The organism is Pseudomonas sp. UBT, assembly GCF_050915955.1.
GTDB lineage: Bacteria > Pseudomonadota > Gammaproteobacteria > Pseudomonadales > Pseudomonadaceae > Aquipseudomonas > Aquipseudomonas antarctica_A.
In genome coordinates, this window is record NZ_CP168079.1 from 4,478,847 (window position 1) to 4,502,890 (window position 24,044).

Consider the following 24,044-nt stretch of genomic DNA (forward strand, 5'->3'; position numbering starts at 1 on the left):
CTTTGCGAACTTGCGAAAGGAAACGAGCCCGTCATGATTCTGCCCTGGCTAATCCTGATCCCCTTTATCGGCGGCCTGCTCTGCTGGATGGGTGAACGCTTCGGCGCCACCCTCCCCCGCTGGATTGCGTTGCTGACCATGTCCCTGGAACTCGCGCTCGGCCTCTGGCTGTGGGCCCATGGCGACTATTCATTTGCTCCGGCACCGGGTGCCGATCCCACCTTCGCGCTTGAATTCAAGCACGTGTGGATCCAGCGCTTCGGCATCAACGTGCACCTGGCCCTCGACGGCCTGTCGCTGTTGATGATCCTGCTGACCGGCCTGCTGGGTATCCTCTCGGTACTCTGCTCCTGGAAAGAGATTCAGCGTCACGTGGGCTTCTTCCACCTGAACCTGATGTGGATTTTGGGCGGCGTTGTCGGCGTGTTCCTCGCCCTCGACCTGTTCATGTTCTTCTTCTTCTGGGAAATGATGCTGGTGCCGATGTACTTCCTCATCGCGCTCTGGGGTCACAGTTCTTCGGATGGCAAGAAAACCCGGATCTACGCGGCGACCAAGTTCTTCATCTTCACCCAGGCTTCCGGCCTGATCATGTTGGTGGCGATCCTGGGTCTGGTACTGGTCAACTTCAACAGCACGGGCGTGATCACGTTCAACTACGCCGACCTGTTGAAAACCAAGATGTCCCTGACCACCGAGTACATCCTGATGCTGGGCTTCTTCATCGCGTTCGCGGTGAAGCTGCCGGTGGTGCCTTTCCACTCCTGGCTGCCGGATGCTCACGCCCAGGCGCCGACCGCAGGTTCTGTGGACCTGGCCGGTATACTGCTGAAAACTGCGGCCTACGGCCTGCTGCGTTTCGCCCTGCCGCTGTTCCCGAATGCCTCGGCCGAGTTTGCGCCGATTGCCATGACCCTGGGTCTGATCGGGATCTTCTACGGCGCGTTCCTGGCCTTCGCCCAAACCGACATCAAGCGTCTGATTGCCTTCTCGTCCGTTTCCCACATGGGTTTCGTACTGATCGGCATCTACTCCGGCAGCCAGCTGGCGTTGCAAGGCGCAGTGATCCAGATGTTGGCCCACGGTGTTTCGGCCGCCGCGCTGTTTATCCTCAGTGGCCAGTTGTACGAGCGTCTGCACACCCGCGACATGCGTGAAATGGGTGGCGTGTGGTCGCGCATCGCTTACCTGCCGGCGATCAGCCTGTTCTTCGCCGCCGCATCGCTGGGCTTGCCGGGCACCGGCAACTTCATCGGCGAGTTCCTGATCCTGATGGGTTCGTTCGTGCACACACCGTGGATCAGCGCCATTGCTACTTCCGGCCTGGTGTTCGGTTCGGTTTACTCGCTGATCATGATCCACCGCGCCTATTTCGGCCCGGCCAAGTCCGACACCGTCCTGCAAGGGATGGATGCTCGCGAACTGATCATGGTGCTCGGCCTTGCGGTGCTGCTGATCTACATCGGCGTGTACCCGCAACCGTTCCTGGACACTTCTGCCGCGACGATGCATGGCGTGCAGCAGTGGTTCAGCACCGCCTTCACTCAACTCGCTTCGGCACGGTAAGAGCGCTATGGAATTCACGATCCAACACTTTATCGCGCTTGCGCCGCTGCTGATCACCAGCCTCACCATTGTGGTGGTGATGCTGGCGATTGCCTGGCGCCGCAATCACTCGCAAACGTTCCTGCTGTCCTGCGCCGGTTTGAACCTGGCCCTGCTGTCGATCATCCCGGCCCTTAAAGTCGCGCCACTGGCCGTGACCCCGCTGATGATGATCGATGACTTCGCGCTGCTGTATATCGCGTTGATCCTCGTCGCTACCCTGGCCTGCGTGACCCTCGCGCATGCCTATCTCGGCGAAGGCGGCACCGGCTACCCGGGCAACAAGGAAGAGCTGTACCTGCTGATCCTGCTGGCTGCGGCCGGTGGCATCGTGCTGGTCAGCGCGCAGCACCTGGCGGGCTTGTTCATCGGCCTGGAACTGCTGTCGATCCCGACTTACGGCCTGGTGGCCTACGCCTTCTTCAACAAGCGCTCCCTGGAAGCCGGCATCAAGTACATGGTGCTGTCGGCCGCCGGTTCCGCGTTCCTGTTGTTCGGTATGGCCCTGCTCTACGCAGAAGCCGGCAGCCTGAGCTTCACCGGTATCGGCCACGCCCTGGCGACTACCAGCATGCCTGCGCCAATCGCCCAGTTGGGCCTGGCCATGATGCTGATCGGCCTGGCGTTCAAGCTGTCCCTGGTGCCATTCCACCTGTGGACCCCGGACGTGTACGAAGGCGCACCGGCGCCAGTGGCTGCGTTCCTGGCCACGGCGTCGAAGGTTGCAGTGTTTGCGGTGATGGTGCGTCTGTTCCAGATCTCCCCTGCCGCCAACACCGGTGTGCTGAGCAACGTGCTGACCGTGATCGCGATTGCGTCGATCCTGTTCGGTAACCTGCTGGCCCTGACCCAGAACAACCTCAAGCGTCTGCTCGGTTACTCCTCCATCGCCCACTTCGGCTACCTGCTGATCGCCCTCGTGGCGAGCAAAGGCCTGGCCGTGGAAGCGATTGGCGTGTACCTGGTCACCTACGTCATCACCAGCCTCGGCGCATTCGGCGTCATCACGCTGATGTCCTCGCCGTACAAAGGCCGTGACGCCGACGCCCTGTACGAATACCGCGGCCTGTTCTGGCGCCGTCCGTACCTGACCGCCGTACTCACCGTGATGATGCTGTCCCTGGCCGGCATCCCGCTGACCGCGGGCTTTATCGGCAAGTTCTACATCGTCGCTACCGGCGTTGAAGCGCACGAGTGGTGGTTGGTTGCCTCCCTGGTACTGGGCAGCGCCATCGGCGTGTTCTACTACCTGCGCGTGATGGTCACCCTGTACCTGATCGAGCCAAACCTGCGCCGTGTGGACGCCGAGCTGCACTGGGAACAGAAAGCCGGTGGCGTGATGCTGCTGGCAATCGCCCTGCTCGCGTTCTTCCTGGGTGTGTACCCACAACCGTTGCTCACCCTGGTGCAGCACGCGGTGCTGGGCGTTTGATCGCCTAGCGGGACGTTAGTCAACAAAACGGCGCCTTCGGGCGCCGTTTTGCATTCTGCAACACCGTATTGAGTCAGCGAGCCGATTGCGTTGCTGCCAGCCGGGCCAGCGGTGAGCAACTATCCTGTGTTTCAACCTGCTGGGGGACGGTTGACGTGACACCCCGGACCGCAACAACTGACCACTGCCGAAAGAGGGCCATGCATGTTTGATGATCTGGATTACAGCCAACCCTACGGGTCCGCGCGCTCGCCCGTGATGGGCAACAACATGGTCGCCTGTTCCCAGCCCCTGGCCGCTCAGGCGGGCCTGGAGATGCTGCGCAAAGGCGGCAATGCCATCGACGCAGCCATCGCCGCCGCCATGGTGCTGACCGTGGTTGAACCCACCGGTTGCGGCATTGGCAGCGACGCGTTCGCCATCGTCTGGGACGGGCAACAGCTGCAGGGCCTGAACGCCTCCGGCCGCTCGCCGGCAGGCTGGACACCCGAGCATTTCGCTGGCCACGCCGAAATGCCGCAGCGCGGCTGGGGCTCGGTGACCGTACCGGGTGCGGTGTCAGCCTGGGTCGCGTTGTCCGAACGCTACGGTAAATTGCCCTTTGCCACCCTGGCCGAACCGGCGATTGCCTATGCGCAGGACGGTTATCAGGTCACACCCATCATCAGCGAATTGTGGCGCCTGGGTGCCGAGCAACTGAAGGACCAGCCGGGTTTTGCCGAGTGCTTTTTACCCGGCGGCAAAGTACCTGCAGCTGGTGAGAAAGTCCGGCTCAAGGATCATGCAAACACCCTGAAGAGCATCGCCGACACCCAGGGCGAATCGTTTTACCGTGGTGAACTGGCCCACACCATCATTGCCCATGCCCGCGCCAACGGCAGCGTCATGAGCCTGGAGGATCTGGCGACTCACCGCGTCGAATGGGTTGAGACCCTGTCGGTGCCTTACGCCGGCGCAGTGGTGCATGAATTGCCGCCCAACGGACAAGGCATCGCCACCTTGGCGGGGCTGACCCTGCTTGAAGCGCTGGGTGTCGGCGAGCATCCGGTGGACAGCGTCGAGACGTTGCACCCGGTGTTGGAGGCAATGAAATTGGCGTTGGCCGATCTCCAGCATTACGTCACCGACAGCGTGCATATGCAGGCCAAGCCTGCGCAATTACTCGACCCGACCTATTTGGCGGAACGTGCATCGCGAGTCAGCGAACACGCCGCCAACCCCGGCCACGGCTCACCCAAAGCGGGCGGTACGGTGTGTTTATCGACAGCAGACGAAAACGGCATGATGGTGTCGTTCATACAGTCCAACTACATGGGCTTCGGCTCGGGCGTTGTGGTGCCAGGCACCGGTATCAGCCTGCAGAACCGCGGCGCAGCCTTCACCCTTGAGCCAGGCCATGTGAATGCCGTTGCACCGGGCAAGCGGCCGTTTCACACGATCATCCCTGGCTTCGTCATGAATGCCGATGGCACGCCGCTGATGGCGTTTGGCTTGATGGGTGGGCCGATGCAGGCACAAGGGCACTTGCAAATGATGCTGCGCATCCTGCGCTACAAACAGAACCCGCAAGCCGCCGCCAATGCACCCCGCTGGAGGATCGAAGCCGGCCTGCAGGTATCCGTGGAGCGTGAGTTCGATCAACTGCTGGCGCAGGCCCTGCGTGCCAAAGGCCACCTCATCGACTTCGAAGACCCCAGCGGCGTGTTCGCATTTGGCGGCGCTCAGATCATCCAGCGCACCCGGCATGGCTATGTGGGGGGCACCGATCCGCGCAAAGATGGATTGATTGCGGCGTATTAGATCGCTTCACCGCTGTGCAAACCTGAGCGCTGTCAAAAAACAGCGCTCAGGTCACTGGGTTGTGTGCATCGACCTGGAGGTAAAACGGTTCAGCGAAGGTTCTATCTCAAGACGCCTGTGAGTTTGCGAGCACCAAGCCATCAAGCGTCTCGCGAAGCTGCGGATGGGCCGGCAGGCGAATGCCGAAGGTTTCATGCAGCAATGTCATCAGCTCCTCGGCACTCTCGATGGCGCGCTTCTCGCTCGGCTGGTCGAGACTGTGGAGCGCATAGTTGGCATTGTTCAACGTATGCCGTTTGCCCGGTGCCAGGCGCGCGGCCTTCAACTGCCCGACAAAGACTGATGCCGGGTGCGTCGACACGTACCAGTTGCCGATGAGGTAGTCCATATCCGCCTGCACTTGCAGGTCGAACACATACAAACCACGCCACTCCTCGCCCACTTGGGTCCACAGGGTGTAGTCGGCGCCGTTGAACGTCAGGCGATAAGGTTCATGAGCAGTGGCCTGGACCGCTTCAGTGTCCAACTGCAACGGGCTGCTCGGCACCATGCCGCCAAAGCCCACATCGGTCACGTAACGCACGCCATCCAGTGTCACCAGGCTCAGGCGATGGGTACGCCCGGTGCGCGCCTCAGGCGGCCCGCCCATCACGACCCAGCCGGTCAGGCCTCGCGCGTCAAAGCCCAAGTCCTGCAGCAGCGCCAGAAACAGGTGGTTCAGCTCGAAGCAATACCCGCCGCGCCCCTCCAGCAGCACTTTTTGCTCGATGCTGGGCAAATCAATCGGCACCGGGGAGCGCAGCAACGTCGACAGGCTCTCGAACGCGAAGGTGCACACATGGCGCAATTGCAGCGCCTGCAAGGTTTGCAGTGTGGGCGGTGGCGGCGAGTCATAGCCCAGGCGTTGCAGATAGAGCTGGCTGTGAGTCAGACGGGGCATGGCGCGATCCTTTAGCGCAGGGCGAAGCCGTCACTATGCCGCGACAGTGTGCGACTTGTCATTTTGAGTGAACCTTTTTGAACGCTTGCCTATCCATCTATAACAAGACAGGGAGGCAACATGAGTACCGCAAAAATCTACACCATCCAGTATCAGCTGCACGGTCAACCGAAGTCCTTTGTAGTGCGCGCCGAGGTAATGAATAACGCCGAGGCCTGGCATTGGGCGGCGGTCGACGCCGACATCGCGCATGTCAGCCGCATTGGGCGCGTGGGTCACGAACAGGTGAAAAAAACCACCCGCCCCTGGGCGGAGAAGTTCGGCATTACCGACGTCATCTGGGTTGCACCCAAGTAAATACGTCCACGCAAGCACCCGCCCCGCAACAGCGGGGCTGGCTTTACTTCTTCAAGTCGCCCAACGGATCGTAGGGCGGCTTTTTTTCGGCCGGTTCTTTCTTGCCCTTGTCCAAGGGCGCGATAGCCGGGCCAATCGGGTCAACCTGAGGGTCGGCCACGTCGGGGGAATCCGGGTCGAAGCCCAGTTCATCCTTGCCGCTGGCGTGCTCGCTGGATCGCGGGCCTTTTGGGGGATTAGTCACGACAACCTCCTTAGTTAAAGCGGGCGCGCTTTGTCATGCAGGTTTTCCAAGTCTTGCTCAACCTGCTCCTCATCATCGTCCTGACGCTCCGCCGGGTCGTTGGGGCGCAACGCATCGTTGTCGCGCTCCTCCTCGCCGGGTGTGCGGTCAGGGTTGGGCGTGCCAGGTGGTGGTTGTTTGTAGTCGGGCATGGTGGTTCACCTCACGGGGGTTGGTGGCCTACCTGGAATTAGAGAAAGCGCCAGGCGCCATCGTTCAACTTGTTTGCCCAAAGCATGCGAAGATGCCACCCCGCTTCTTCTTGAGACCTGACCCGGATGTTCGAGCTCAAACCCTGCGACCCTGTTACCTACCGCCAACAAACGCGACGCAGCACGATTATCGTGGCCGTGCTGTTCATCGCCCTGGCGATGCTGTTGTCGAGCCTGGCAGTGATGCTGTTCGGCGAACCCGGCGGTGATAACTTTCGCTTCAATGTCGGCGGCGTGTTTGCCGGGGTATTGATCACACTCGCGCTGGTCCGCGGCCCGTTCTGGACCCAGCCCTGGCTTGCACCCGCGGTATATGGCTGGCGGCTCAAACGCAGCCTGATGAGCGTGACCAATGTGATGCACAAGGTCACTGAACGCGTGCAAGCCAACGATCCGACGGCGATCAAGGTGCTGCGGTTCTACCACTTGGGGCTGACACAGATGCATGAGCTGGATGCCAATTCCAGCGCCCAGGCGCAACTGGTCGGTGAAATCGACGCACACAAGGCAAAGATGCAGGCGCTGGGGATCGACACCGAGCAAACCCGCTTCGACTCGGCATGGATGGACCGTTTTAAAAGCGCTTGAGCGCGCATGCCTCAGTCAGGCGCTGACCTTTGCCCGCCAGCAGAACACCGCGCTCACCGCAATCGCTGCACCCGCCAGGCCAAACACCCAGGGCGCCGACGTCACCGGCAGCAACAGGCCCGCCATCAGCGGCCCGAGGCCAGCGCCGACATCGCGCCACACCGCGTTGGACGCCAGGGCCGAAACGCGCATCGAGCCCGGGTTGCGCTCGGCCACCAAGGTGGTGACCAGCGGCAGTTGCAACGCGCGTAACACCAGCACTGCCGCCGCGCCGACGATCACCCAATAACTGCCGAACGCGGTCAGGGCCAAGGCACTCAAAAACGAGAACAGCAGCAGCATCGAGGTGGCGCCAAAGCGTTGCGCCGCCCGGCCACCCAGTGGGCTCAGGAGCATTTCCGAGGTATAGCGCAGGGCCATCAAGCCACCAGCGATCAGCACCGCGTCGCCGCCGAGCATCTTCTGGGCCTGGATCGACAGGCCAAAGATAAACAGCCCGTCCAGCGCCACGCCTTCGATAAATGACCAGGTCGCTACGCTGTCCGGCCACTTGAAGCGGCGCCCCGTGCTGTGCAAATCATGCCCGCTGGTGGGCAAACCGCGCGCCGCCCACACGCCCACCAGGCAACAGCCTGCGAGAATCAGGAAGATCGGACGCGGCCCGGCCCATAAGGTCAACCAGCCGCCCAGCGGCAGCGCCAGCATCGGCCCCAGGGCAATCACCGCCCTTGAGCGCCCTGCCCTGCGCGCTGCACCTGCAGGCTCCGAAGTCGCCAACACTTGCGTCGACAGGTTCAACGCGGCGAAACACAGGCCCCAGATCAGCCGCAACCCCAACAATGCGGCAAAACCCGACAACATCGAGTTGCCCAAGGCGCACACCGTCGCCGCGCCGGCGGCGATCATGCAGGTCAGGCGATCGCCGTTACGCGCATAGAAATTCAAGACATGTCGGTAGCCGAAAATCCGCACCAGGCGGTTGGCCGCCAGCAACACCCCGGCCTGGGCCAACGTGATGCCAAAGGCCTGGGACTCCATGGGCAGCAGCAGGTACAGCAACACGTCACTGGGCAGGCATAACGCAAGGGTCAGTGCGGCGCGTCGGGACGTGCTATCAGCAGTGCGTTGGGCCAGGCTGGACATAAATCTGAAATATCCCGAAACATTCAGGCCGCCACGTTAGCGTTGCCGACGCTGCTTTTACAACGACCTGTTACGCTTTTTTCCCATAGGGCAGCAAACGCAGACCGCTGGCGACACTGCCCACCAGCGCAAACACGCAACCCAGCCATAACGCATATTTCGGGCCGCTGGTCAGTGACAGATGGAAACAAAACGCCACTAACGACGCACCCAGCGTTTGCCCCAACAGGCGTGAAATCGCCACGATGCCACTGGCCCCGCCGCTGCGCGCGAGCGGTGCGCTGGTCATCAACGCCTTGAGGTTGGGCGATTGGAAGAAGCCGAAACCGGCGCCGCACAGGGCCATGCGCCAGCCGATGTCAAAGGCTGACGCCTCATTACCCAAAGTCGCCAGCGCCGCCATGCCCACGCTGAGCATCAACAGGCCGATACCGCACAACACGCCCAAAGACACCCGATCCGCCAGCCGCCCCGCCACCAATGCCATGACCGCAACCACGGCGGGCCAGGGCGTCATCAGAAAACCGGTTTCCACCTGGCTATGGCCAAGGACTGCCTGCAACAGGAACGGTAACGACACAAACGCCAGGCCCTGGGCGCTGAACGCACAGATGGCCGTGAGGGAAGACAGCGCAAACACCGGCCGCTTGAACAGGTCCAGGGCCAGCATCGGCGCCGGGTGTCCAGCCTGCCGACGCAACAACCAGGCGCCGCATACCAGCGCCACGGCGATCAGGCCGAGGGTCAACGCGCCTTGGGCACCGTGCACTGCCGTACCCAGCCCGAGCACCAACAGGGCAAACAACCCGGCACACAGCAACGCGGCGAGGCGGTCGAATGCATGCCCGGTCATAGGCAGCGTCGGCAATGAACGCAGACCCAGGCCCAACGCCAACAAACCCAATGGCACGTTGATCAGGTACAACCAGTGCCAGGTCGCCACCGACAGAATCGCCGACGCGGCAGTGGGCCCGAGGGTGAACGCCAACCCCACGACCAACGAGTTATAGCCCAAGCCGCGCCCGAGCATTTTTGAGGGGTAGATATGCCGCAGCAACGCCGTGTTCACGCTCATGACCGCCGCCGCGCCAAGCCCTTGCGCCACCCGCGCGGCCGTCAGGGTCAACAGCGACCCGGCCAGCCCGCAAAACAGCGACGAGACAATAAACAGCAGCAACCCGCCGAGATACACGCGGCGGTGCCCCAGCACATCACTCAACGACGCGAACGGGAGCACCGTGGCAATAATCGCCAACTGATAGGCGTTGACCACCCAGATCACTGAGGCCGAGTCGGTGCCGATGCCTTCGGCCAAGGTCGGCAACGCCGTGTTGACGATGGCCGTATCGAGGGTCGCCATGCCGATCCCCAGGGAGATGGCGATCACGGCGGGCAGGCGTTTGTTGAGGGGCAACCCATCGGCAACAGAGGACATGAACAATCCGCACAGGTGACAAAGGCCCCTAGATTACGGGCAGCGGGGATTTTTTTCAGTGGCCAATTGCCTGGCTGTCGGAATTTTCATGTTCAACGAGAGTGTTCACTGACCCTCAACTCAACAATCAATGCCGGTCAATTACCGCCAAACCAACACCGTTTTAGTCGGCATCCCGAACGACACAATTAGAAATATTCGTGTTTCCGAACGAAGCCATCGCAACGTTGCCGACGACCCTAAAAATCACCATAAATTTCATGCGGTTGTTGTCATCTTTGTTACATGCCAACTGGCATACATTCTGCTTTATGCCTATTTCCGGTAATAAAATGTTTCAGGTTTGAGACAGTCTCATCCTCTGAAACAGGACGCGTGACACCCCCATAACAACGACCACGCCCCAAAGGAGGGCGGCCTTTCCGACTTTTTGATCGACATCAACTTTCCAAGACTGCTGCTGCACATCTGTACCCCAAAGAGGGCGAATGGCCTGATCGCCAATCACAAGCCCGACTATAAAAAGGACGAATTGATGAGCTCGAGCAAGAACCACGCAGTGTCCTGTACGGACGCAGACCACCCGACCCTGGCACCCGCCGAGAGTGTCCTCGGCTTTGGCCCCTTTCTGTTACTGGCAAGGCAGCACGTGTTGCTGCGCAACGGCGAACCCGTGACGCTGGGTAGCCGCGCGCTGTACCTGTTGATTGCGCTGGTGACCCGCGCCGGCGAATTACTGGAAAAAGCCGAACTGATCGCCTTCGCGTGGCCCAAGGTGGTCGTAGAGGAATGCAACCTGCGCGCGCAGATCGTCGCCCTGCGCCGGGCACTGGGCGACGACGGCAACTTCAGCTATATCGTCACCGTGCCGGGCCGAGGCTATCGCTTTGTGGCGCCAGTTACCGTGCAAACCTGCAGTGAAGAAACCCTGCCGGTACCCTATGCCCGGGCAGAGGAATCCACGCTGCCGCGGCCGCCCTGCGAAGTGATAGGCCGCGACACGTTGATCGCCAGCCTTGCCGACCAGGTGCTCAGCCAGCGTTTCGTCACCCTCACCGGCCCCGGCGGCATCGGCAAGACCACCGTCGCCATGGCGGTGGCCCACCAGTTGGCCAGTGCGTTCAAGCTGGACACCTGCTTCGTCGACCTGGCGCCCGCCACCAGCGGGCAATGGGTGGCCGGCATGCTCGCCAGCGCCCTGGGCATCCAGACGATCAGCGATGACCCGCTGCACAGCATCACCGCAACCCTGGCCGAACGCCGCTTGCTGCTGGTGTTGGATAACTGCGAACACGTGTTGCCGGCCACCGCCGACGCCGTGGAAACCTTGCTGCGCAGTGCCCCGCAATGCTACGTGCTGACCACCAGCCGCGAACCGTTGCGCGCCGAGGGCGAACGGGTGCACGACCTGGCGCCGCTGCAAGTGCCCGACGAACAGGCCAACCTGTCCGCCAGCGAAGCCTTGGCCTGGTCCGGCGTGCGCCTGTTTGTAGAACGCGTGCGCGCCCTCGACCCCGACTTTGAGTTCAACGACGCCGATGTGTCGGCGGTCAGCGCCATCTGTCGCAAACTCGACAGCAATGCGCTGGCGATCGAGATCGCCGCCGCACGGGTACGCACCTTTGGTATTCAGGATCTGGTCGGCCTGCTCGACGGCAGCTTTCGGCTGCAAATGACCGGCCGGCGCACCGCCCTCGCCCGTCACCGGTCCCTCAGCGCCACACTGGACTGGACCTACTCGATGCTCACTGGCGACGAGCAGGCGATGTTGCGCCAACTGGCCGTATTTACAGGCTCCTTCACGCTGGATGCGGTCAAGCCCATGACGACCAGCAGCAGCCTGGACCCACGCAACGCCCTGCCGTTGCTCGAAAGCCTGATGGACAAGTCATTGCTGATCACCGGTGAAGCGCAGTTGCTCAAGCGCTATCGCCTGCTGGAAACCACCCGCGCCTATGCCCTGGAAAAACTGGCCGAACATGGCGAAGTCAATGCCACCAGCTTGCGTCACGCGCGGTATGCCCTCGGCATGTTGCAGGAAGCCGGGCAGACCCTGGATGGCCTGTCGCCGGAAACCTGGGTTGCCCTCTACGGCCCCGAGAACAGCACCATCCGCTCGGCCCTGGACTGGGCCTATTCACCCAGCGGCGACCTGCCCCTCGCGATCGAACTGACCCTGGTCAGCGTGCCGCTGTGGCTGCGCCTGTCGCTGGTCAGCGAATGCCGCACCTGGGTCGCCAAAGGCCTGGCGAGCAACGCCATCTCCCCCTTGCCGCTGCGCCAGCGCATGCTGCTGCACACTGCCCTGGCCAGTGTGCTGATGCTGACTTACGGCACCGGTGGGGAGATGCGCGAAGCCTGGCGCCAAGTTTGTGAAGACGCCCGCGACCTCGGCGATGCCGAACACAAAATGCGCGCCTTGTGGGGCCTGTGGACCGACCGCTGTGGTTGCAACCAATATGCCGAAGCCCTGGAACTGGCCGAGCGTTATATTGCCTTGAACAGCAGCGGCAACCAGCAATTGCTCGGCAAACGCATGCGCGCCGTGGCGCTGTTTCATATGGGCGATCTGCAGGGCGCGCGACAGAATATCGACGAAGCGCTCGGCTCACCGTCGGCGCCGCGCTCGCACATCATCGACGTGCATTTTGACCAGCGCATCGCCGCCCGTTGCCTCAAGGCCAAGGTGCAATTGCTGGAAGGCGATGTCGACCCGGCACTGCGCCTGATCGGCGCCTGCGTCGACGAAGCGGTCTCACTCGACCACCCGGCAACCCTTTGGTACACCCTGTGCCTGGGCGCAATTCCACTGGCACTGCTCACCTCCAACCTGCCAAAAATGCACTACTACCTTGGCCTGCTGCAAGACAGCACCACCCGCCAGGACCTGCATATCTGGCGGCAATTTCGACGGTGCTTCGAAAGCATCCTGCTGATCCGCCAAGGCTCGCCGGAAGAAGGCGTGCCGCAACTGGGCGAGGCACTGCACCATTTGCAAGGCCAGGGCGACACCCAGCTCTACAGCCTGCTGCGTTGTGAATACGCCCTGGGCCTGGCGCGGCTGGGCCTGGAGAAACTCGCCCTGGAAGTGCTGGAAGACACCCTGCAATTGGCTGTCGGCCGCCATGAGCGTTGGTTTGTGCCGCAGATGCTGCGGATCAAGGCGCAACTGATCCTGCGCCAGGGCGACTACGGTTCAGAGGACAAGGCCAAGGTCATGCTGCGCCAGGCCTGGGTGGATGCACAGTTGGCGGGTGCGCACTTCTGGCGCGCGCAGATTGCAACCGACCTGGCACGCCTGCAGGAGCCCAAATTGCGCGTGGCCTCGCTGCCCCGCTTCCAGCACCGCTAGGTATCTGAACTTGGACTGACTGGAATGAGCGGGGCAAGCCCGCTCACCACAACAGCCCTTCCACAGGTTGATTTAGGTTGGGTCAGATCAGGCGCGCAGCCACAAGCCAATCGGCCACGGCCTGGAACGACGCATCCGGCACGGGGTCGCCGGGCACGGTTTTTTTGGCGATAGCCGCCGCCAGGGATTTGTCCGGCGCATGGGGAATCCCCAGATCGTACGCTTCCTGCAACATCAACAAGGCCTCTTCCGGTGACGCGCGACACACAATCACCGGCACCGGCGTTTCCCCGCGTACATAGCGCACGCCAATCACCCAACCATCGGTGGTGCCAATCATCATCGACGCCCGGCCCAGGCCCAGCTTGGTGGCCAGCGCCTGCATCTCATTGCGCTGGCGGCGCCGTTCGCTCTTGATCAGCGGGTCGCCGTCGATGTCTTTACGCTCGCGCTTGGTTTCGCTGCGGGTCATCTTCATGTCGCGCCCGAACAACCAGCGCTGCATCAGCACGTCCACGGCGCCCACCGTGAGAAACGCGCACAGCACCGTGAACACCAGCGGTTTGAGCACCAGGAAAAACGTCGATTCCATGCACTCGGCACCACAGCGTGACGACTCCATCAGCGCCTGTAACGCGTGCTTGCCGACCACGTAAAACGCGACCGCCAATACATGCACCTTGACCAGCCCCTTGATGAACTCCACCAGGTTGCGCAGGGCGAAGATCTTCTTCATGCCCTCCGCCGGGTTGATGCGCTTGAACTCGGGCTTGATCGGGTCCACCGAGAACACAAAGCCGCGCATGGTGATGAGGTTGGTCAGGATCACTACACCGGTGGTCACCGCCATCACCGGCAGCGTGATCCCGATGATCAATTGTTCGGCATGGTCGAGCACCCGGGGCCACACGGTGGCGAACGGTTCGATATAGATGCGCGCGGTCAGGTCAATCAGCGCCGTGACCTGCGCCATGGCCCGGGGCGCGAGGATGGAGATGCACAAGGTGCAGAACAGAATGACCATGCCCGACACCAGATCCTGGCTCTTGGCGACCTGGCCTTTCTTGCGGGCGTCGTTGAGCTTTTTGTCCGTGGCCGGCTGGGATTTCTCTTCGCTGGTATCGGCCATGGGCTACTCCATGCCTGCCAGGGTTTTGAGCAGTTCAACGGTGCCGCGAAACTCCGCCAACTGGTCGAGCATCAAGGGGATCAGGAAGCCGATATAGATCACCATCAGGATCGAGAAAAACAGGTTCTTCACCGGCAGCGACAAATCGAAAATGTGCAGGTTCGGCGCCATCCGCGACAGGTAGGCGAGCATCAAGTCGGTAATCAGCAGCGAGATCAGCAACGGGGAAACCATCAGCACGCCGACGCGCATGATCTGGTCGAGGATCGACAGCACCGCCAGCAGCGCCGAGCTGGCAAATACCGGGGTAAACGCCGTCACCGGCCACAACTGATAGCTGTGGTAATAACCGTCGACCATCAGGATAAAACCGCCGGACATGAAAAACAGCGTGATCAGCATCACCGTCAACAAGGTCGACATCACACTCGATTCCCCGGTTGAAAGCGGGTCCACCAATTGCGCCATGGTCGAGCCGCGCTGCAGGTCGATCAACTCCCCCGCCACCTCTGCCGCCCAGAACGGAATGCCGAACAACAGGCCGATCAGAATGCCGATCAAAAACTCCTTGATCAGCAACCCGGCGATGAACACGCTGCCATGTTCGGGCATGGCGGTCAGTGCTTCGAACACCGGGAAGAACATCGGGATGGAAATGGCCACGGCCACACAGCCACGAATCATCCCGGTGAGGCCCAGGCGATTGAATGCCGGGGTGATCACCACCACGCCCATGGCCCGGCAGGCGGCGAGCGAGGCGGCGCTGATCACCGGGTAGGCGACTTCCAGGAACTGCGCGGTAAGGCTGGCATCCATGAGCGGTCAGCGCGTCCACAGCGGGAAGTTGTCGAGCACCTGGCTCCCCAACTCCGCCACTTGCCCGGCCAGGACCGGGCCGAGGAACACGATGGTCAAAAGGACCGCCACCAGCTTCACCACCTGCGGCAATGTCTGGTCCTGGATCTGCGTCAGCGCCTGGAACAGCCCCACGCTCAACCCCACGATAATCGCCACCCCCAGCGCCGGTGCCGAGAGCATCAGCACGGTCATCAGCGCCTGTTTCATCAATGACAGGAAAACATCCTGGCCCATGGGTCGCGCCTCAGCCGTAACTCAAAATCAAACCGTGCATCAAGCGCGACCAGCCACTCAGCGACACGAATAAAAAAATCTTCAACGGGATCGAAATCAAATTCGGCGAGACCATCGACATGCCCATGGCCATCAGCACGTTGGACACCAGCAAGTCGACCACCAAAAACGGGATGTACAGCAAAAAACCGATCTCGAAGGCGCGCGTGAGTTCCGAACTGACAAACGCCGGGATCAGCACCACCAGGTCGTCATCGCGCAGGTCGGCACGGGCCTCGGGCGACCAGATGGTTTCCGTAGCCTGCACAAAAAAGCCACGCTCGGACTCATTCGCGAAGCGCTTCAGGTGCGCCTGCAACGGCGGGCGCAGCGCATCGCCCAAGTCCTTGAGTTGCTCCACATGTTCGATGTTGAGATCGCGCCCCTCCACCTGCCGGTACATATCGCCGATCAAGGGCGTGGTCACGTACACCGACAGAATCAGCGCAATGCCGTACAACACCAGGTTTGGCGGGGTCTGCTGTACCCCGAGGGCGTTGCGGATCAGGAACAACACCACCGAGATCTTCATGAAACCGGTGAGCGTCACCACCGCCAACGGGATCAACCCGATCGTCGCAACGACCAGGATAATCTCGATCAGATTCGGCTGATAACCGGTCATGGAGTGGCAAAACTCAGCAGCCGCACACCCAGGCCGTCACCGATTTTCACCAGCTGCCCCTGGCCGACGCGGCGCCCGTTAACCATCAGGTCGACGCTGTCGACGTCGGGCGTATTGAGCTGCAACAGGCTGCCCGCCCCCAGCTCACGCAATTGCGCCAGGGTCAGTTCCAGGCTGCCGACCTGGCACACCAGCTTGAGCGGAAGGTCATCCAGGGCCACAGCAGCATCAACCTCAGTCATCGTGTTCTCCATGTCCAAAAGGGGGGCTTTCAATTCTTCCTGCACACGCAAGGCTTCACCCTGGTATTGGCAGCGGGCCTGCAGGCGCCCGTCCAGGTCGAGCAACAAGCCCGAGCCTTGTTCAAGCATCAACACATCGCCGGGGCGCAAACTGCGCAGTTCACCCAGGGTCAGCGACTGCCGCCCGGCGACCAGCGCCAGGGTCTGGCGCAGGGCGGGCAACGGGTCCGGTTCAAGCTGGCCATAGTGGTCGAGCAACTGTGCGATGAGCACGGCGGCGCCTTCGCTCAGATCGAGGTGCGCGCTCATGGCCGGCTGATTGCCAAAGGTCAGCTCAAGCGAAAGGTGCACGGCGTAATCTCGCGGCACGTCGGTGGCCTCCAGCAGCTGCACCGAATGACCGAGCAACGGCTCGAGGCGCTCGATCAAGTCGAGCACCGCCAATTCCAGTAACAACGCGCGCGGCAACGAGGGCAGCAACTGCACATCGAACTGCAGCGCCAACGGCACCAGCACCTGCTCCAATGCAGCGGCCGAAAGCCGCAGGCGCACCGGGGCGCGGCCAAGCAAGAGCGGCACCTCGCACGGGCTATTGAACGTGGCTGCGGCTGCGGCCCAGCTCACCCGCAGGTCTTGCCCGGCGCATCGGCCCTGCCAGGCCCGACGGCGCCGGTGCAGTTGGTTATGCAGTGCGAGCAAGGCCGGGTCGTAGTGCGTCAGCCACGGCGTCAATGGAACGGCAAGGGCTGCAATCATGGGCCAACGCCTTCGTCACGCAGCTCGCCGATACGGCGTTCATCGCTTTCACGGCCGTCGAGCAGGCTTTGCCAGGCGTCGGATTGGCGCTGGCGGCTCAGGCGTTCCTGGCGAAACAGGTCACGCTCGCGCTCCTGGCTTTGCAAGGTAGTGGACACGTGGGTCACGTCGTTTTCCAGCTGCTGCTGGTCATCCGACAGACCGCGCAAACGATCCTGGGCCGCCTGCCAACTGGCTACCGACAAGCCTTCGGTGAGGGACGCATACACCTGGCGGGCTTCCTCGGCGATTGCTTCACGGTGCCGGCGCAATTGCTCCTTGGCGTCGGTCAATACGCCATGGGTGTGCTCGCAGCGCTGCTGCTGGGCAGCCAACTGGCTGGCGGCCCGTTGTTCACGCAGTACCCGCAAGGTTTGCAGGGTGCGCAGTTGGTCGGTTTTCATGGGGTTCGCTCCTGTGTCATGCCAATACCTGGCGCATGCGGATCAAGGTGTGTTCCAGGTTGCTGGGTTCATCCGCGTTCTGGCGCAAGAAGGCTTCGATAGCGGCGTGGCGAGCGATGGCTTCGTCGGCCAACGGGTCGCTGCCGGCGGCGTACTCGCCCACGCGAATCAACATTTCGATCTCGCCGTAGCGCGCCATCAGCTCACGAATGCGCAGGGCCAGGCGCTTGTGTTCCTCACCGGCGACTTGCTCCATCAAGCGACTACGGCTGCGCAATACGTCGACTGCCGGGAAGTAGTTACGCTGGGCCAGTTCGGCACTGAGGGCGATGTGCCCGTCGAGGATCGAGCGGGCTTCCTCGGCCACCGGATCACTCGCGGCGTCACCTTCGGTGAGCACGGTGTACAACGCGGTGATGCTGCCGGTGGGGCCGGGGCCGGCGCGTTCCAGCAGACGCGGCAAGATCGAGAAAAACGACGGCGGGTACCCGCGACGGGTCGGTGGTTCGCCCACGGCCAAGCCAATTTCGCGCTGGGCGCGGGCAAAACGCGTCAGGCTGTCCATCAACAGCAACACGTTGCGGCCCTGGTCGCGGTGATATTCAGCCAGGGCGGTAGCGACAAACGCAGCCCGCACGCGCTCGGCCGCCGGGCGATCAGAGGTGGCAACCACCGCTACCGTGCGCGCACGCGCCGGGGCATCCAGTTGCACGTCGAGCAGTTCGCGCACTTCCCTGCCCCGTTCGCCGATCAAGCCAATCACGATCACATCGGCTTCGCTGTTGCGGATGATGCTGGCGAGCAACGACGACTTGCCCACGCCTGGCTCACCGAAGATGCCCATGCGCTGGCCTTGGGCCAGAGTCAGCAAGCCGTCGATGGAACGAATGCCCAGGGCCATGGAGCGCACGATCAATTGCCGGGAAAACGGTGCCGGTGGTTCAGCGTGCAACGGGTAATGTTGCAAGGCCAGGGTCGGCGGTAGGCCGTCGCCGTCGAGGAAGTCGCCCATGGGGCTGATCACTCGACCGAGCTGCGCATCACCGACGGCCACACCCAGGGTCTCGCCGGTGGCGGTGATTTGTGTGCGGGTGGACAGGCCCTCCATGGAACCGATGGGCGAAAGAATCGCCTCGTCACCCTCAAAGCCGATCACCTCGGCACTCAAGCTGCGGCCACTGACCGGGTCGCGCAATTGGCACAATTCACCGATGCTCGCCCCGGCGACACTGGCGCGCAACAGCACACCACGAATGCTCAACACGGTGCCATGCATCGGCCGCAGGCGTGTCTGGGTGAGGCGCTCAGTCAGGCGTGGCAGCAGCAGCTCCAGGTTCATGTCACACCTTCTTCGGCAAAGGGCAGCAGGCTGCGGCGCAGGGTTTGCAATTGGGCTTCCACGCCCAGTTCAACCGAGCCGGCCGGGCTGCTGAGGCGGGCCTGGCCGGCACTCAGCTGTTCATCCCCGGCCACGGCAATCGCCAGGCCTTCGAGCGTGAGGCGTTGGCGCAGGGCGTCGACCTCGGCCGGCGGCACCCAGAGGGTCAAGGCCTGGTCCTGGCGAAACGCGCTTAAGGCCTGACGCGTACACCGCGCCACACGATCGGCGCTGTCCAGGTCGCCCAGCACTTCGCGCACGATGCCCAACGCCAGGTCGGCCAGCGACGCCTCCAGGCTGCTCAAGTACTGCTGCACCTGAGACTGGGTGTGCACCAGCAATTGCGCGACGTGTTCGGCGCCCTCTTGCCGCGCGCTTTCAAAGCCTTCGGCGCGGGCGGCTTGCAGCCACTGGTCACTGTCGGCCTTGATTTGCTCGGCCTGCGCTTTGGCTGCCTGCAGAAAAGCAAAACCATCGCTCCACAGGGCGGCGTCTTCAGCGCGCAAAATGCGCGCCGTGGGGCGGCTCGGTAATTCACTCATGGGGTGATGTCCTCGGCCAGCAGGCACGCGGCGGCGGCCTGTACGATCTCCAGGTCACGCGGCAGCCGCGCGCTGTAGCCCTTGGGGAAGTCGAAACGCAAACGCAGCCAACCCCGCCAATCGGCGTGCTGGGCGTGCAGCCACGCGGCAACACAGCCGTGGCCGTCACGGTCGATCGCCTCGATCAGTTCGGCAGGCTCACGCAGCAAATCCGCCGCGCCGCCGAGTTGGCGCAAGGCCAGGGCCTGAACGAAGACCTCCGCGCCCAGGCCTTTACGCAACGCCTGGACCACGTCGCGTCGGATCTCCCGGCTCAAGGTCGCGCCGTGCCAGATGGCGCCGCACAACCTCGGCAAGCGAGCAAATTGCGCAGATGACAGCAGCAATACCGGCAGATCAGCCACCTGTGGGGTGGCCAACTGCGCGAGGGGCGCCAATTGGTAATGACTGACCAGCAACTGCTCCAGGCGTTGACGAAAACGCGGCTGGCCCTGCAGGGCGTGCAGCACGTCATCCGGCAAATCAGCCGCGAAGCACGCGCCCAGGCTGGGGCCTCGCACAAACTGCAAAGGCTCGGCGATCAACCCTTGCCAGCGCTCCAACACGCTCATTCACCCTCCTTGAGCACATACAACGCCTGGGACTGGCGCCGCGCCCAGTGCTGGCGGGCGAGTACCCCGAGAGCGCCAAGGGCGACCAGCAGCAGGCTGCCAAACATAAAGCGTGCCTGGGGCAGGTTGTCTTCCAACAGCCACAAGCCCATAAAGCGGGCCAGCCGCGGTTGCGCCGGGTTCTGACTGATGGCGACGGCGGCTTTGATCGCGGTTACCGAGACGCCTTCGTAGCTCAGGCCGGAAATACCGTTGGCGACCAGCGTCTTGATCTGCGGGATCAGCGTGTTGATGTCGGTGCCCGGGTCGTAGCGCACCAGCACCGAGGCCGAAGACGGTGAAATCACGCGCTTGAGCAAGTCGTTGTCCGGCAGCACCACGTGCACACGGGCGGCGACGATGCCGTCGATCTGCGACACCGAGTGCGACAGTTCTTCGCTCAGGGCGTAAATCATCTGGGCCCGCTCCTGCACCGGCGAGGACACCAGGCCATTGCCCTTGAACACCTCGCCCATATTGGAAAAGCTCTGTTGCGGCAGACCGGCGTTGTCGAGCAGCGTCATGGCTTCGGCGAAGCGCTCCTCGTCGACCACCACTTTGAGCTGGCCGTTGTCCTGGGTCTTGCGCTCCGCCGGGATCCCACCGCGCAGCAGCACCGCGACCATGGCGTTGGCATCGCGTTCGCTGAGGTTGGTATAGAGGTCGGTGTTGCACGCTTGCAGCAGGCTGGCGAGCAGGCCGATCAGCAACAGACGCAGTGCGCGGTTTGGGCTTGGCATGGTGTTATTGACCCTTGAGCAACGTGTTGGCGGAACCGGAAATCTGCGTCGCACCGCGCACTACCATCTGGGTTTCGATGGAGTAGTCGAACATCTTGCCCAGGGAATGGACGATCTGATCGACCTGTTGCTCGCCGACCTTTTTCCCAGGCTCAGCGGACGGTGAAGCACTCGCGGTGCGGATCTCAGCCGAGGCCGGCGGCGGTGCCGACGGGTTGTTGGTGAGCAGGTCGGCACGCTCGGAAAAGGCCCGCGTACGGTCGATGAAACTGTTCATGCGCTCCATCAGGCCCGAGCCGATCTGGTGCGGGCTCGCGCCCTCGGGCATGCCCTTGGCGGTGTTGGCCATGTGCTCGAACAGGTTCTGCGAGGCCCCGGTGGGCCCCGCACCGGCGGACGGCGGCAAGGCCGTGGCGCCAGCGGCGAGACTGATAGTCATAGGGGCTTCCTACTCTTCGTCGTCATCGGACATGGCGTCGTTCAGCAGTTCCTGCATCTTCGGCATGATGATGAACTGGCCGCCGATGGTGACGGCCTGGGTGATCAACGCATCGTTGAACTTGGCGTCGTCCGCGTCCGTGGTATCTGCCGGTTTATCCGCCGACTTGGCGTTATCCACTGCGGCGTTGAACTTGGCTTCAGGGCTGACGCCACCGGGGGCGAGGTTAGTGTCTACGGCCGTTACGGACATGGTGCTGCTCCTTTACTGGGTTGGGGTTTCGGTACTGACTTGCGCGCCGCGGAACACTCGCACACCGCGCTCGCGCGCCACCGGGGCGGCCACGGCCGTGGGTTGCAGGTGATCCACATGCTGTTGCACCAGCGCCAAGTACGGCGGCGGGCCGGTCACGAATACTTCATCGCCCTCGGGGCCGCTGCGCATCGACAGTTGCTGGCCGAATACATCGAGGGTATTGAGATAGCCCTGCAACTGGTCGAGGTTCAGCGCACTGGCCTTGAACAATTTGGTGCTGATCTCATCGCTGCTGTTGAGGTACAGAAGGTTGCCGTCGAAGTACCAGGTGAGGCCGTTGGTGCTGCACAGGGTTTGCAGAAACTCACCGGCGGTGGCGGCGCGAATAGTGCTGCGGGCCTTGCCGCGCACCTTCTCCGAGAGCACCAGGGGCACGTCGAGGTTATGGCCGAATTCTTCCAGCGCACTGCGCACATCCTGATCGACCAGCACATAGGCGTAGGGTTTGGAAAACCATTCGGGCTCTTCGCCAGCGTGGGCAAAACCAGCGCTGAACAGACATAGGAGCGCCAGCAAAAATATGCTTACATGGCCTGCGCCTTCGCCCGACGAGTTGTGACGATGACCAAGAATTTCCTGCTTGCCAGTACCCTGCTGCTGGCTGCCTGTTCCAGCAAACCTGCGACCGATTCCGACAAGTCCCTGCAACTGGCCAACGACCTGAGCAAGCGCGGCGACTACGCCAGCGCGGCTGCGTTGTACGAGCGCGCCACCCAGCAACCGGGGGCCGGCATCGAGTTGTGGCTCAAGCTCGGCCAGGCCAGGCTCGATGCCAAGGACGCGCTGGGCGCAGAGCGCGCCTACCAGCAAGCGCTGGGCCTGGACGCCCACAACGCCGACGCCCTGCTCGGTCTCGGCACTGCGCAGTTGCAGTTGGGCAAAACCCAACGCGCCGTGACTGCCTTGGGCCAGGCTGCCGACATCAGCCACCTGCCCGTCGCCTACACCCGCCTGGGCATCGCCCAAGTCCTGAACGGCCAGGCCACTGCGGCACAAACCGCCTTCGCCAAAAGCCTCAGCCTGCAACCCGACGACCTCGACAGCCGCTGCAACCTGGCCCTGGCCTATGCCCTCGGCGGGCAGTCGCAACAGGCGCTGGACACCATTGCCCCCGTCACCCAATCGCCCCGCGCCCTGCCCCGGCATCAGCGTAATGAGCTGCTGGTGATGGTGCTGGCGGGCTATGAGCAAAAGGTTGCCGGATTGCCGTTGGACGATATTCCCGCCGCCGAGCGCGCGCGATTGGTGATCGAAGCCAAGCGCATCAAGGCAATCAGTGATCCGATGGCGCAGGCCAAGGAACTGGGGCTGGTTGATCCGCGTTGATACAGGATTAGCCCGCTTTTGATCTGCTTTTGATTTTGATCTCGGGCGCCCCGTTAAGCCTGCGTGAGGGCACACCGAGCCCTGGCGAGTTGCCGAGTGGTGGGGCGAAGACCTTTTGGTTACTTTTGGCGGGGCCGGCTTCCGGGCTTTCCAAAAGTGACCCGCTGTAAGGACGGAGCCGCAGGCGGCCGTTACCGCAGCAATGGATATGTACGCCGACCAAAGATCCCCGGCGCCCGACACATCGCTTTCGCGAGCAAGCCCGCTCCCACAGTTGGATCGCGGTGCATCAGTTGGAGAGTGATCGGCGATGAGGCCGCTATCGCAGGCAAGCCAGCTCCCACAGTTGGATCGCGGTGCATCAGTTGGAGAGTGATCGGCGATGGGGCCGCCATCGCAGGTAAGCCAGCTCCCACAGTTGGATCGCGGTGCATCAGTTGGAGAGTGATCGGCGATGAGGCCGCTATCGCAGGCAAGCCCGCTCCCACAGTTGGATCGCGGTGCATCAGTTGGAGAGTGATCGACGATGGGGCCGCTATCGCAGGCAAGCCAGCTCCCACAGTTGGATCGCGGTGCATCAGTTGGAGAGTGATCGGCGATGAGGCCGCTATCGCAGGCAAGCCAGCTCCCACAGTTGGATCGCGGTGCATCAGTTGGAGAGTGATCGGCGATGGGGCCGCCATCGCAGGCAAGCCAGCTCCCACAGTTGGATCGCGGTGCATCAGTTGGAGAGTGATCGACGATGGGGCCGTTTTCGGGAGCAAGCCAGCTCCCACAGGACATCGGCGTACGCGCGATCATTGCTGACCTCCGGTAGCGCCGGCCTTGGCTTCCTGCTGATCCTTGCGCCGCTGCAACTGCTCACGATCAAACCCTTCGATGTACACCTGCGCCGCACGCCCCACCGGCGCGGCCATGGCAGGTCCGGTGGCGCGGCCCTGGTTCAGGTCCTGCTTGCGCTCGACCATCTGCATCAAATTCAAATTGTTCGCACAGCCCAACGGCAAGGTCGGCTTGAAATCCTCATCCAGCCCGATCGCGTCCTTGGCCGCCGGTTGCTGGCACTGACTCGGCAAACCATCCGCCCGGTATTCCGGTGAGTAATACACCGGCGCCAAGTGGGTCTGGCAACCCATCAGAGCCAGGGGCAACAGCATCAACATACGCAAAGCAGTCATGGC

Annotated in this window: 26 protein-coding genes; 7 read left to right on the forward strand and 19 right to left on the reverse strand. The window is 62.5% G+C overall.

All coding sequences use genetic code 11. The features are described 5' to 3' along the window. Positions 1 to 33 precede the first annotated feature (33 nt). The 3 genes from nuoM (at position 34) to ACDZ94_RS20695 (ending at position 4,837) form a co-directional block, all read left to right on the forward strand. Positions 34 to 1,566: an NADH-quinone oxidoreductase subunit M gene (gene nuoM / locus ACDZ94_RS20685; RefSeq protein WP_064452906.1), complete on the forward strand. Its 1,533-nt coding sequence runs from the start codon at positions 34 to 36 to the stop codon at positions 1,564 to 1,566. A 7-nt stretch (positions 1,567 to 1,573) separates the two neighbouring features. Next, a complete protein-coding gene (gene nuoN / locus ACDZ94_RS20690) occupies positions 1,574 to 3,037 on the forward strand; it encodes an NADH-quinone oxidoreductase subunit NuoN (protein ID WP_053256846.1) in 1,464 nt (487 codons plus the stop codon). Positions 3,038 to 3,241: 204 nt separating this feature from the next. Then, entirely contained in the window at positions 3,242 to 4,837 is a 1,596-nt protein-coding gene (locus tag ACDZ94_RS20695; RefSeq protein WP_432750732.1) for a gamma-glutamyltransferase family protein, read from the forward strand. Between the two features lie 106 nt (positions 4,838 to 4,943). Here ACDZ94_RS20695 and ACDZ94_RS20700 read toward each other — a convergent pair whose 3' ends face one another. Continuing rightward, complete coding sequence (locus tag ACDZ94_RS20700) at positions 4,944 to 5,777, reverse strand: arylamine N-acetyltransferase family protein (protein WP_262665232.1); 834 nt, start codon at positions 5,775 to 5,777, stop codon at positions 4,944 to 4,946. Positions 5,778 to 5,897: 120 nt separating this feature from the next. Between ACDZ94_RS20700 and ACDZ94_RS20705 the strand changes: the two genes are divergently transcribed. Then, entirely contained in the window at positions 5,898 to 6,134 is a 237-nt protein-coding gene (locus ACDZ94_RS20705) for a DUF6555 family protein (RefSeq protein WP_064452909.1), read from the forward strand. 43 nt (positions 6,135 to 6,177) lie between these two features. Here ACDZ94_RS20705 and ACDZ94_RS20710 read toward each other — a convergent pair whose 3' ends face one another. Both ACDZ94_RS20710 and ACDZ94_RS20715 read right to left on the reverse strand, forming a co-directional pair. After that, the gene (locus tag ACDZ94_RS20710) at positions 6,178 to 6,378 is read right to left on the reverse strand and encodes a DUF6021 family protein (RefSeq protein WP_128587971.1); all 201 of its coding nucleotides are present in this window, start codon (positions 6,376 to 6,378) and stop codon (positions 6,178 to 6,180) included. Positions 6,379 to 6,392: 14 nt separating this feature from the next. Beyond that, positions 6,393 to 6,569: a hypothetical protein gene (locus tag ACDZ94_RS20715; protein ID WP_167353705.1), complete on the reverse strand. Its 177-nt coding sequence runs from the start codon at positions 6,567 to 6,569 to the stop codon at positions 6,393 to 6,395. Between the two features lie 126 nt (positions 6,570 to 6,695). Here ACDZ94_RS20715 and ACDZ94_RS20720 point away from each other — a divergent pair, with 126 nt between their 5' ends. Further along, positions 6,696 to 7,217 carry a DUF3087 domain-containing protein gene (locus tag ACDZ94_RS20720; RefSeq protein WP_221295079.1) on the forward strand — a complete coding sequence of 174 codons (522 nt, stop codon included), beginning with the start codon at positions 6,696 to 6,698 and terminating at the stop codon, positions 7,215 to 7,217. A gap of 15 nt (positions 7,218 to 7,232) precedes the next feature. On the opposite strand, the gene ACDZ94_RS20725 is transcribed toward ACDZ94_RS20720, so the two are convergent. Next, a complete protein-coding gene (locus ACDZ94_RS20725; RefSeq protein WP_221295080.1) occupies positions 7,233 to 8,360 on the reverse strand; it encodes an MFS transporter in 1,128 nt (375 codons plus the stop codon). A 70-nt stretch (positions 8,361 to 8,430) separates the two neighbouring features. Next, on the reverse strand, positions 8,431 to 9,795 hold the full coding sequence (locus tag ACDZ94_RS20730; RefSeq protein ID WP_064452913.1) for an MFS transporter: 1,365 nt from the start codon (positions 9,793 to 9,795) through the stop codon (positions 8,431 to 8,433). A gap of 535 nt (positions 9,796 to 10,330) precedes the next feature. Between ACDZ94_RS20730 and ACDZ94_RS20735 the strand changes: the two genes are divergently transcribed. Then, complete coding sequence (locus ACDZ94_RS20735) at positions 10,331 to 13,147, forward strand: ATP-binding protein (RefSeq protein ID WP_432750733.1); 2,817 nt, start codon at positions 10,331 to 10,333, stop codon at positions 13,145 to 13,147. Between the two features lie 82 nt (positions 13,148 to 13,229). Here ACDZ94_RS20735 and ACDZ94_RS20740 read toward each other — a convergent pair whose 3' ends face one another. The 13 genes from ACDZ94_RS20740 to ACDZ94_RS20800 are packed head-to-tail and all read right to left on the reverse strand — an operon-like array spanning position 13,230 to position 22,050. Then, on the reverse strand, positions 13,230 to 14,276 hold the full coding sequence (locus tag ACDZ94_RS20740; RefSeq protein WP_432750734.1) for an EscU/YscU/HrcU family type III secretion system export apparatus switch protein: 1,047 nt from the start codon (positions 14,274 to 14,276) through the stop codon (positions 13,230 to 13,232). Positions 14,277 to 14,279: 3 nt separating this feature from the next. After that, positions 14,280 to 15,092 (reverse strand): type III secretion system export apparatus subunit SctT, encoded by an 813-nt coding sequence (gene sctT, locus ACDZ94_RS20745; RefSeq protein ID WP_064452915.1) that lies wholly within the window; start codon positions 15,090 to 15,092, stop codon positions 14,280 to 14,282. Positions 15,093 to 15,098: 6 nt separating this feature from the next. Next, positions 15,099 to 15,368 (reverse strand): type III secretion system export apparatus subunit SctS, encoded by a 270-nt coding sequence (gene sctS, locus ACDZ94_RS20750; protein ID WP_003208314.1) that lies wholly within the window; start codon positions 15,366 to 15,368, stop codon positions 15,099 to 15,101. A gap of 10 nt (positions 15,369 to 15,378) precedes the next feature. Beyond that, entirely contained in the window at positions 15,379 to 16,032 is a 654-nt protein-coding gene (gene sctR, locus ACDZ94_RS20755; protein WP_017137580.1) for a type III secretion system export apparatus subunit SctR, read from the reverse strand. After that, positions 16,029 to 17,030 (reverse strand): type III secretion system cytoplasmic ring protein SctQ, encoded by a 1,002-nt coding sequence (sctQ, locus tag ACDZ94_RS20760; protein ID WP_432750735.1) that lies wholly within the window; start codon positions 17,028 to 17,030, stop codon positions 16,029 to 16,031. Before sctQ ends, sctR begins: the two co-directional genes overlap by 4 nt. After that, a complete protein-coding gene (locus ACDZ94_RS20765) occupies positions 17,027 to 17,473 on the reverse strand; it encodes a hypothetical protein (RefSeq protein WP_432750736.1) in 447 nt (148 codons plus the stop codon). Before ACDZ94_RS20765 ends, sctQ begins: the two co-directional genes overlap by 4 nt. A gap of 16 nt (positions 17,474 to 17,489) precedes the next feature. Next, positions 17,490 to 18,812 (reverse strand): FliI/YscN family ATPase, encoded by a 1,323-nt coding sequence (locus ACDZ94_RS20770; protein ID WP_064452918.1) that lies wholly within the window; start codon positions 18,810 to 18,812, stop codon positions 17,490 to 17,492. Then, positions 18,809 to 19,393, reverse strand: a complete 585-nt coding sequence (gene sctL / locus ACDZ94_RS20775; RefSeq protein WP_221295086.1) for a type III secretion system stator protein SctL — start codon at positions 19,391 to 19,393, stop codon at positions 18,809 to 18,811. The genes ACDZ94_RS20770 and sctL overlap by 4 nt, the downstream gene beginning before the upstream one ends. Beyond that, positions 19,390 to 20,004, reverse strand: a complete 615-nt coding sequence (locus ACDZ94_RS20780) for a type III secretion protein (RefSeq protein WP_432750737.1) — start codon at positions 20,002 to 20,004, stop codon at positions 19,390 to 19,392. The genes sctL and ACDZ94_RS20780 overlap by 4 nt, the downstream gene beginning before the upstream one ends. Beyond that, positions 20,001 to 20,783, reverse strand: coding sequence for a type III secretion system inner membrane ring lipoprotein SctJ (gene sctJ, locus ACDZ94_RS20785; protein ID WP_259762370.1), 783 nt, complete (start codon positions 20,781 to 20,783; stop codon positions 20,001 to 20,003). Before sctJ ends, ACDZ94_RS20780 begins: the two co-directional genes overlap by 4 nt. 4 nt (positions 20,784 to 20,787) lie before the next feature. Beyond that, positions 20,788 to 21,222, reverse strand: coding sequence for a hypothetical protein (locus ACDZ94_RS20790; RefSeq protein ID WP_432750738.1), 435 nt, complete (start codon positions 21,220 to 21,222; stop codon positions 20,788 to 20,790). A 9-nt stretch (positions 21,223 to 21,231) separates the two neighbouring features. Then, on the reverse strand, positions 21,232 to 21,474 hold the full coding sequence (locus ACDZ94_RS20795) for a hypothetical protein (RefSeq protein ID WP_064452923.1): 243 nt from the start codon (positions 21,472 to 21,474) through the stop codon (positions 21,232 to 21,234). A gap of 12 nt (positions 21,475 to 21,486) precedes the next feature. Continuing rightward, on the reverse strand, positions 21,487 to 22,050 hold the full coding sequence (locus tag ACDZ94_RS20800; RefSeq protein WP_221296109.1) for a type III secretion protein: 564 nt from the start codon (positions 22,048 to 22,050) through the stop codon (positions 21,487 to 21,489). 48 nt (positions 22,051 to 22,098) lie between these two features. Between ACDZ94_RS20800 and ACDZ94_RS20805 the strand changes: the two genes are divergently transcribed. After that, positions 22,099 to 22,863, forward strand: a complete 765-nt coding sequence (locus ACDZ94_RS20805) for a tetratricopeptide repeat protein (protein WP_064452924.1) — start codon at positions 22,099 to 22,101, stop codon at positions 22,861 to 22,863. 797 nt (positions 22,864 to 23,660) lie between these two features. Here the strand turns inward: ACDZ94_RS20805 and ACDZ94_RS20810 are convergent. Further along, a complete protein-coding gene (locus ACDZ94_RS20810; RefSeq protein ID WP_064452925.1) occupies positions 23,661 to 24,041 on the reverse strand; it encodes a hypothetical protein in 381 nt (126 codons plus the stop codon). Between the last annotated feature and the right edge of the window lie 3 nt (positions 24,042 to 24,044).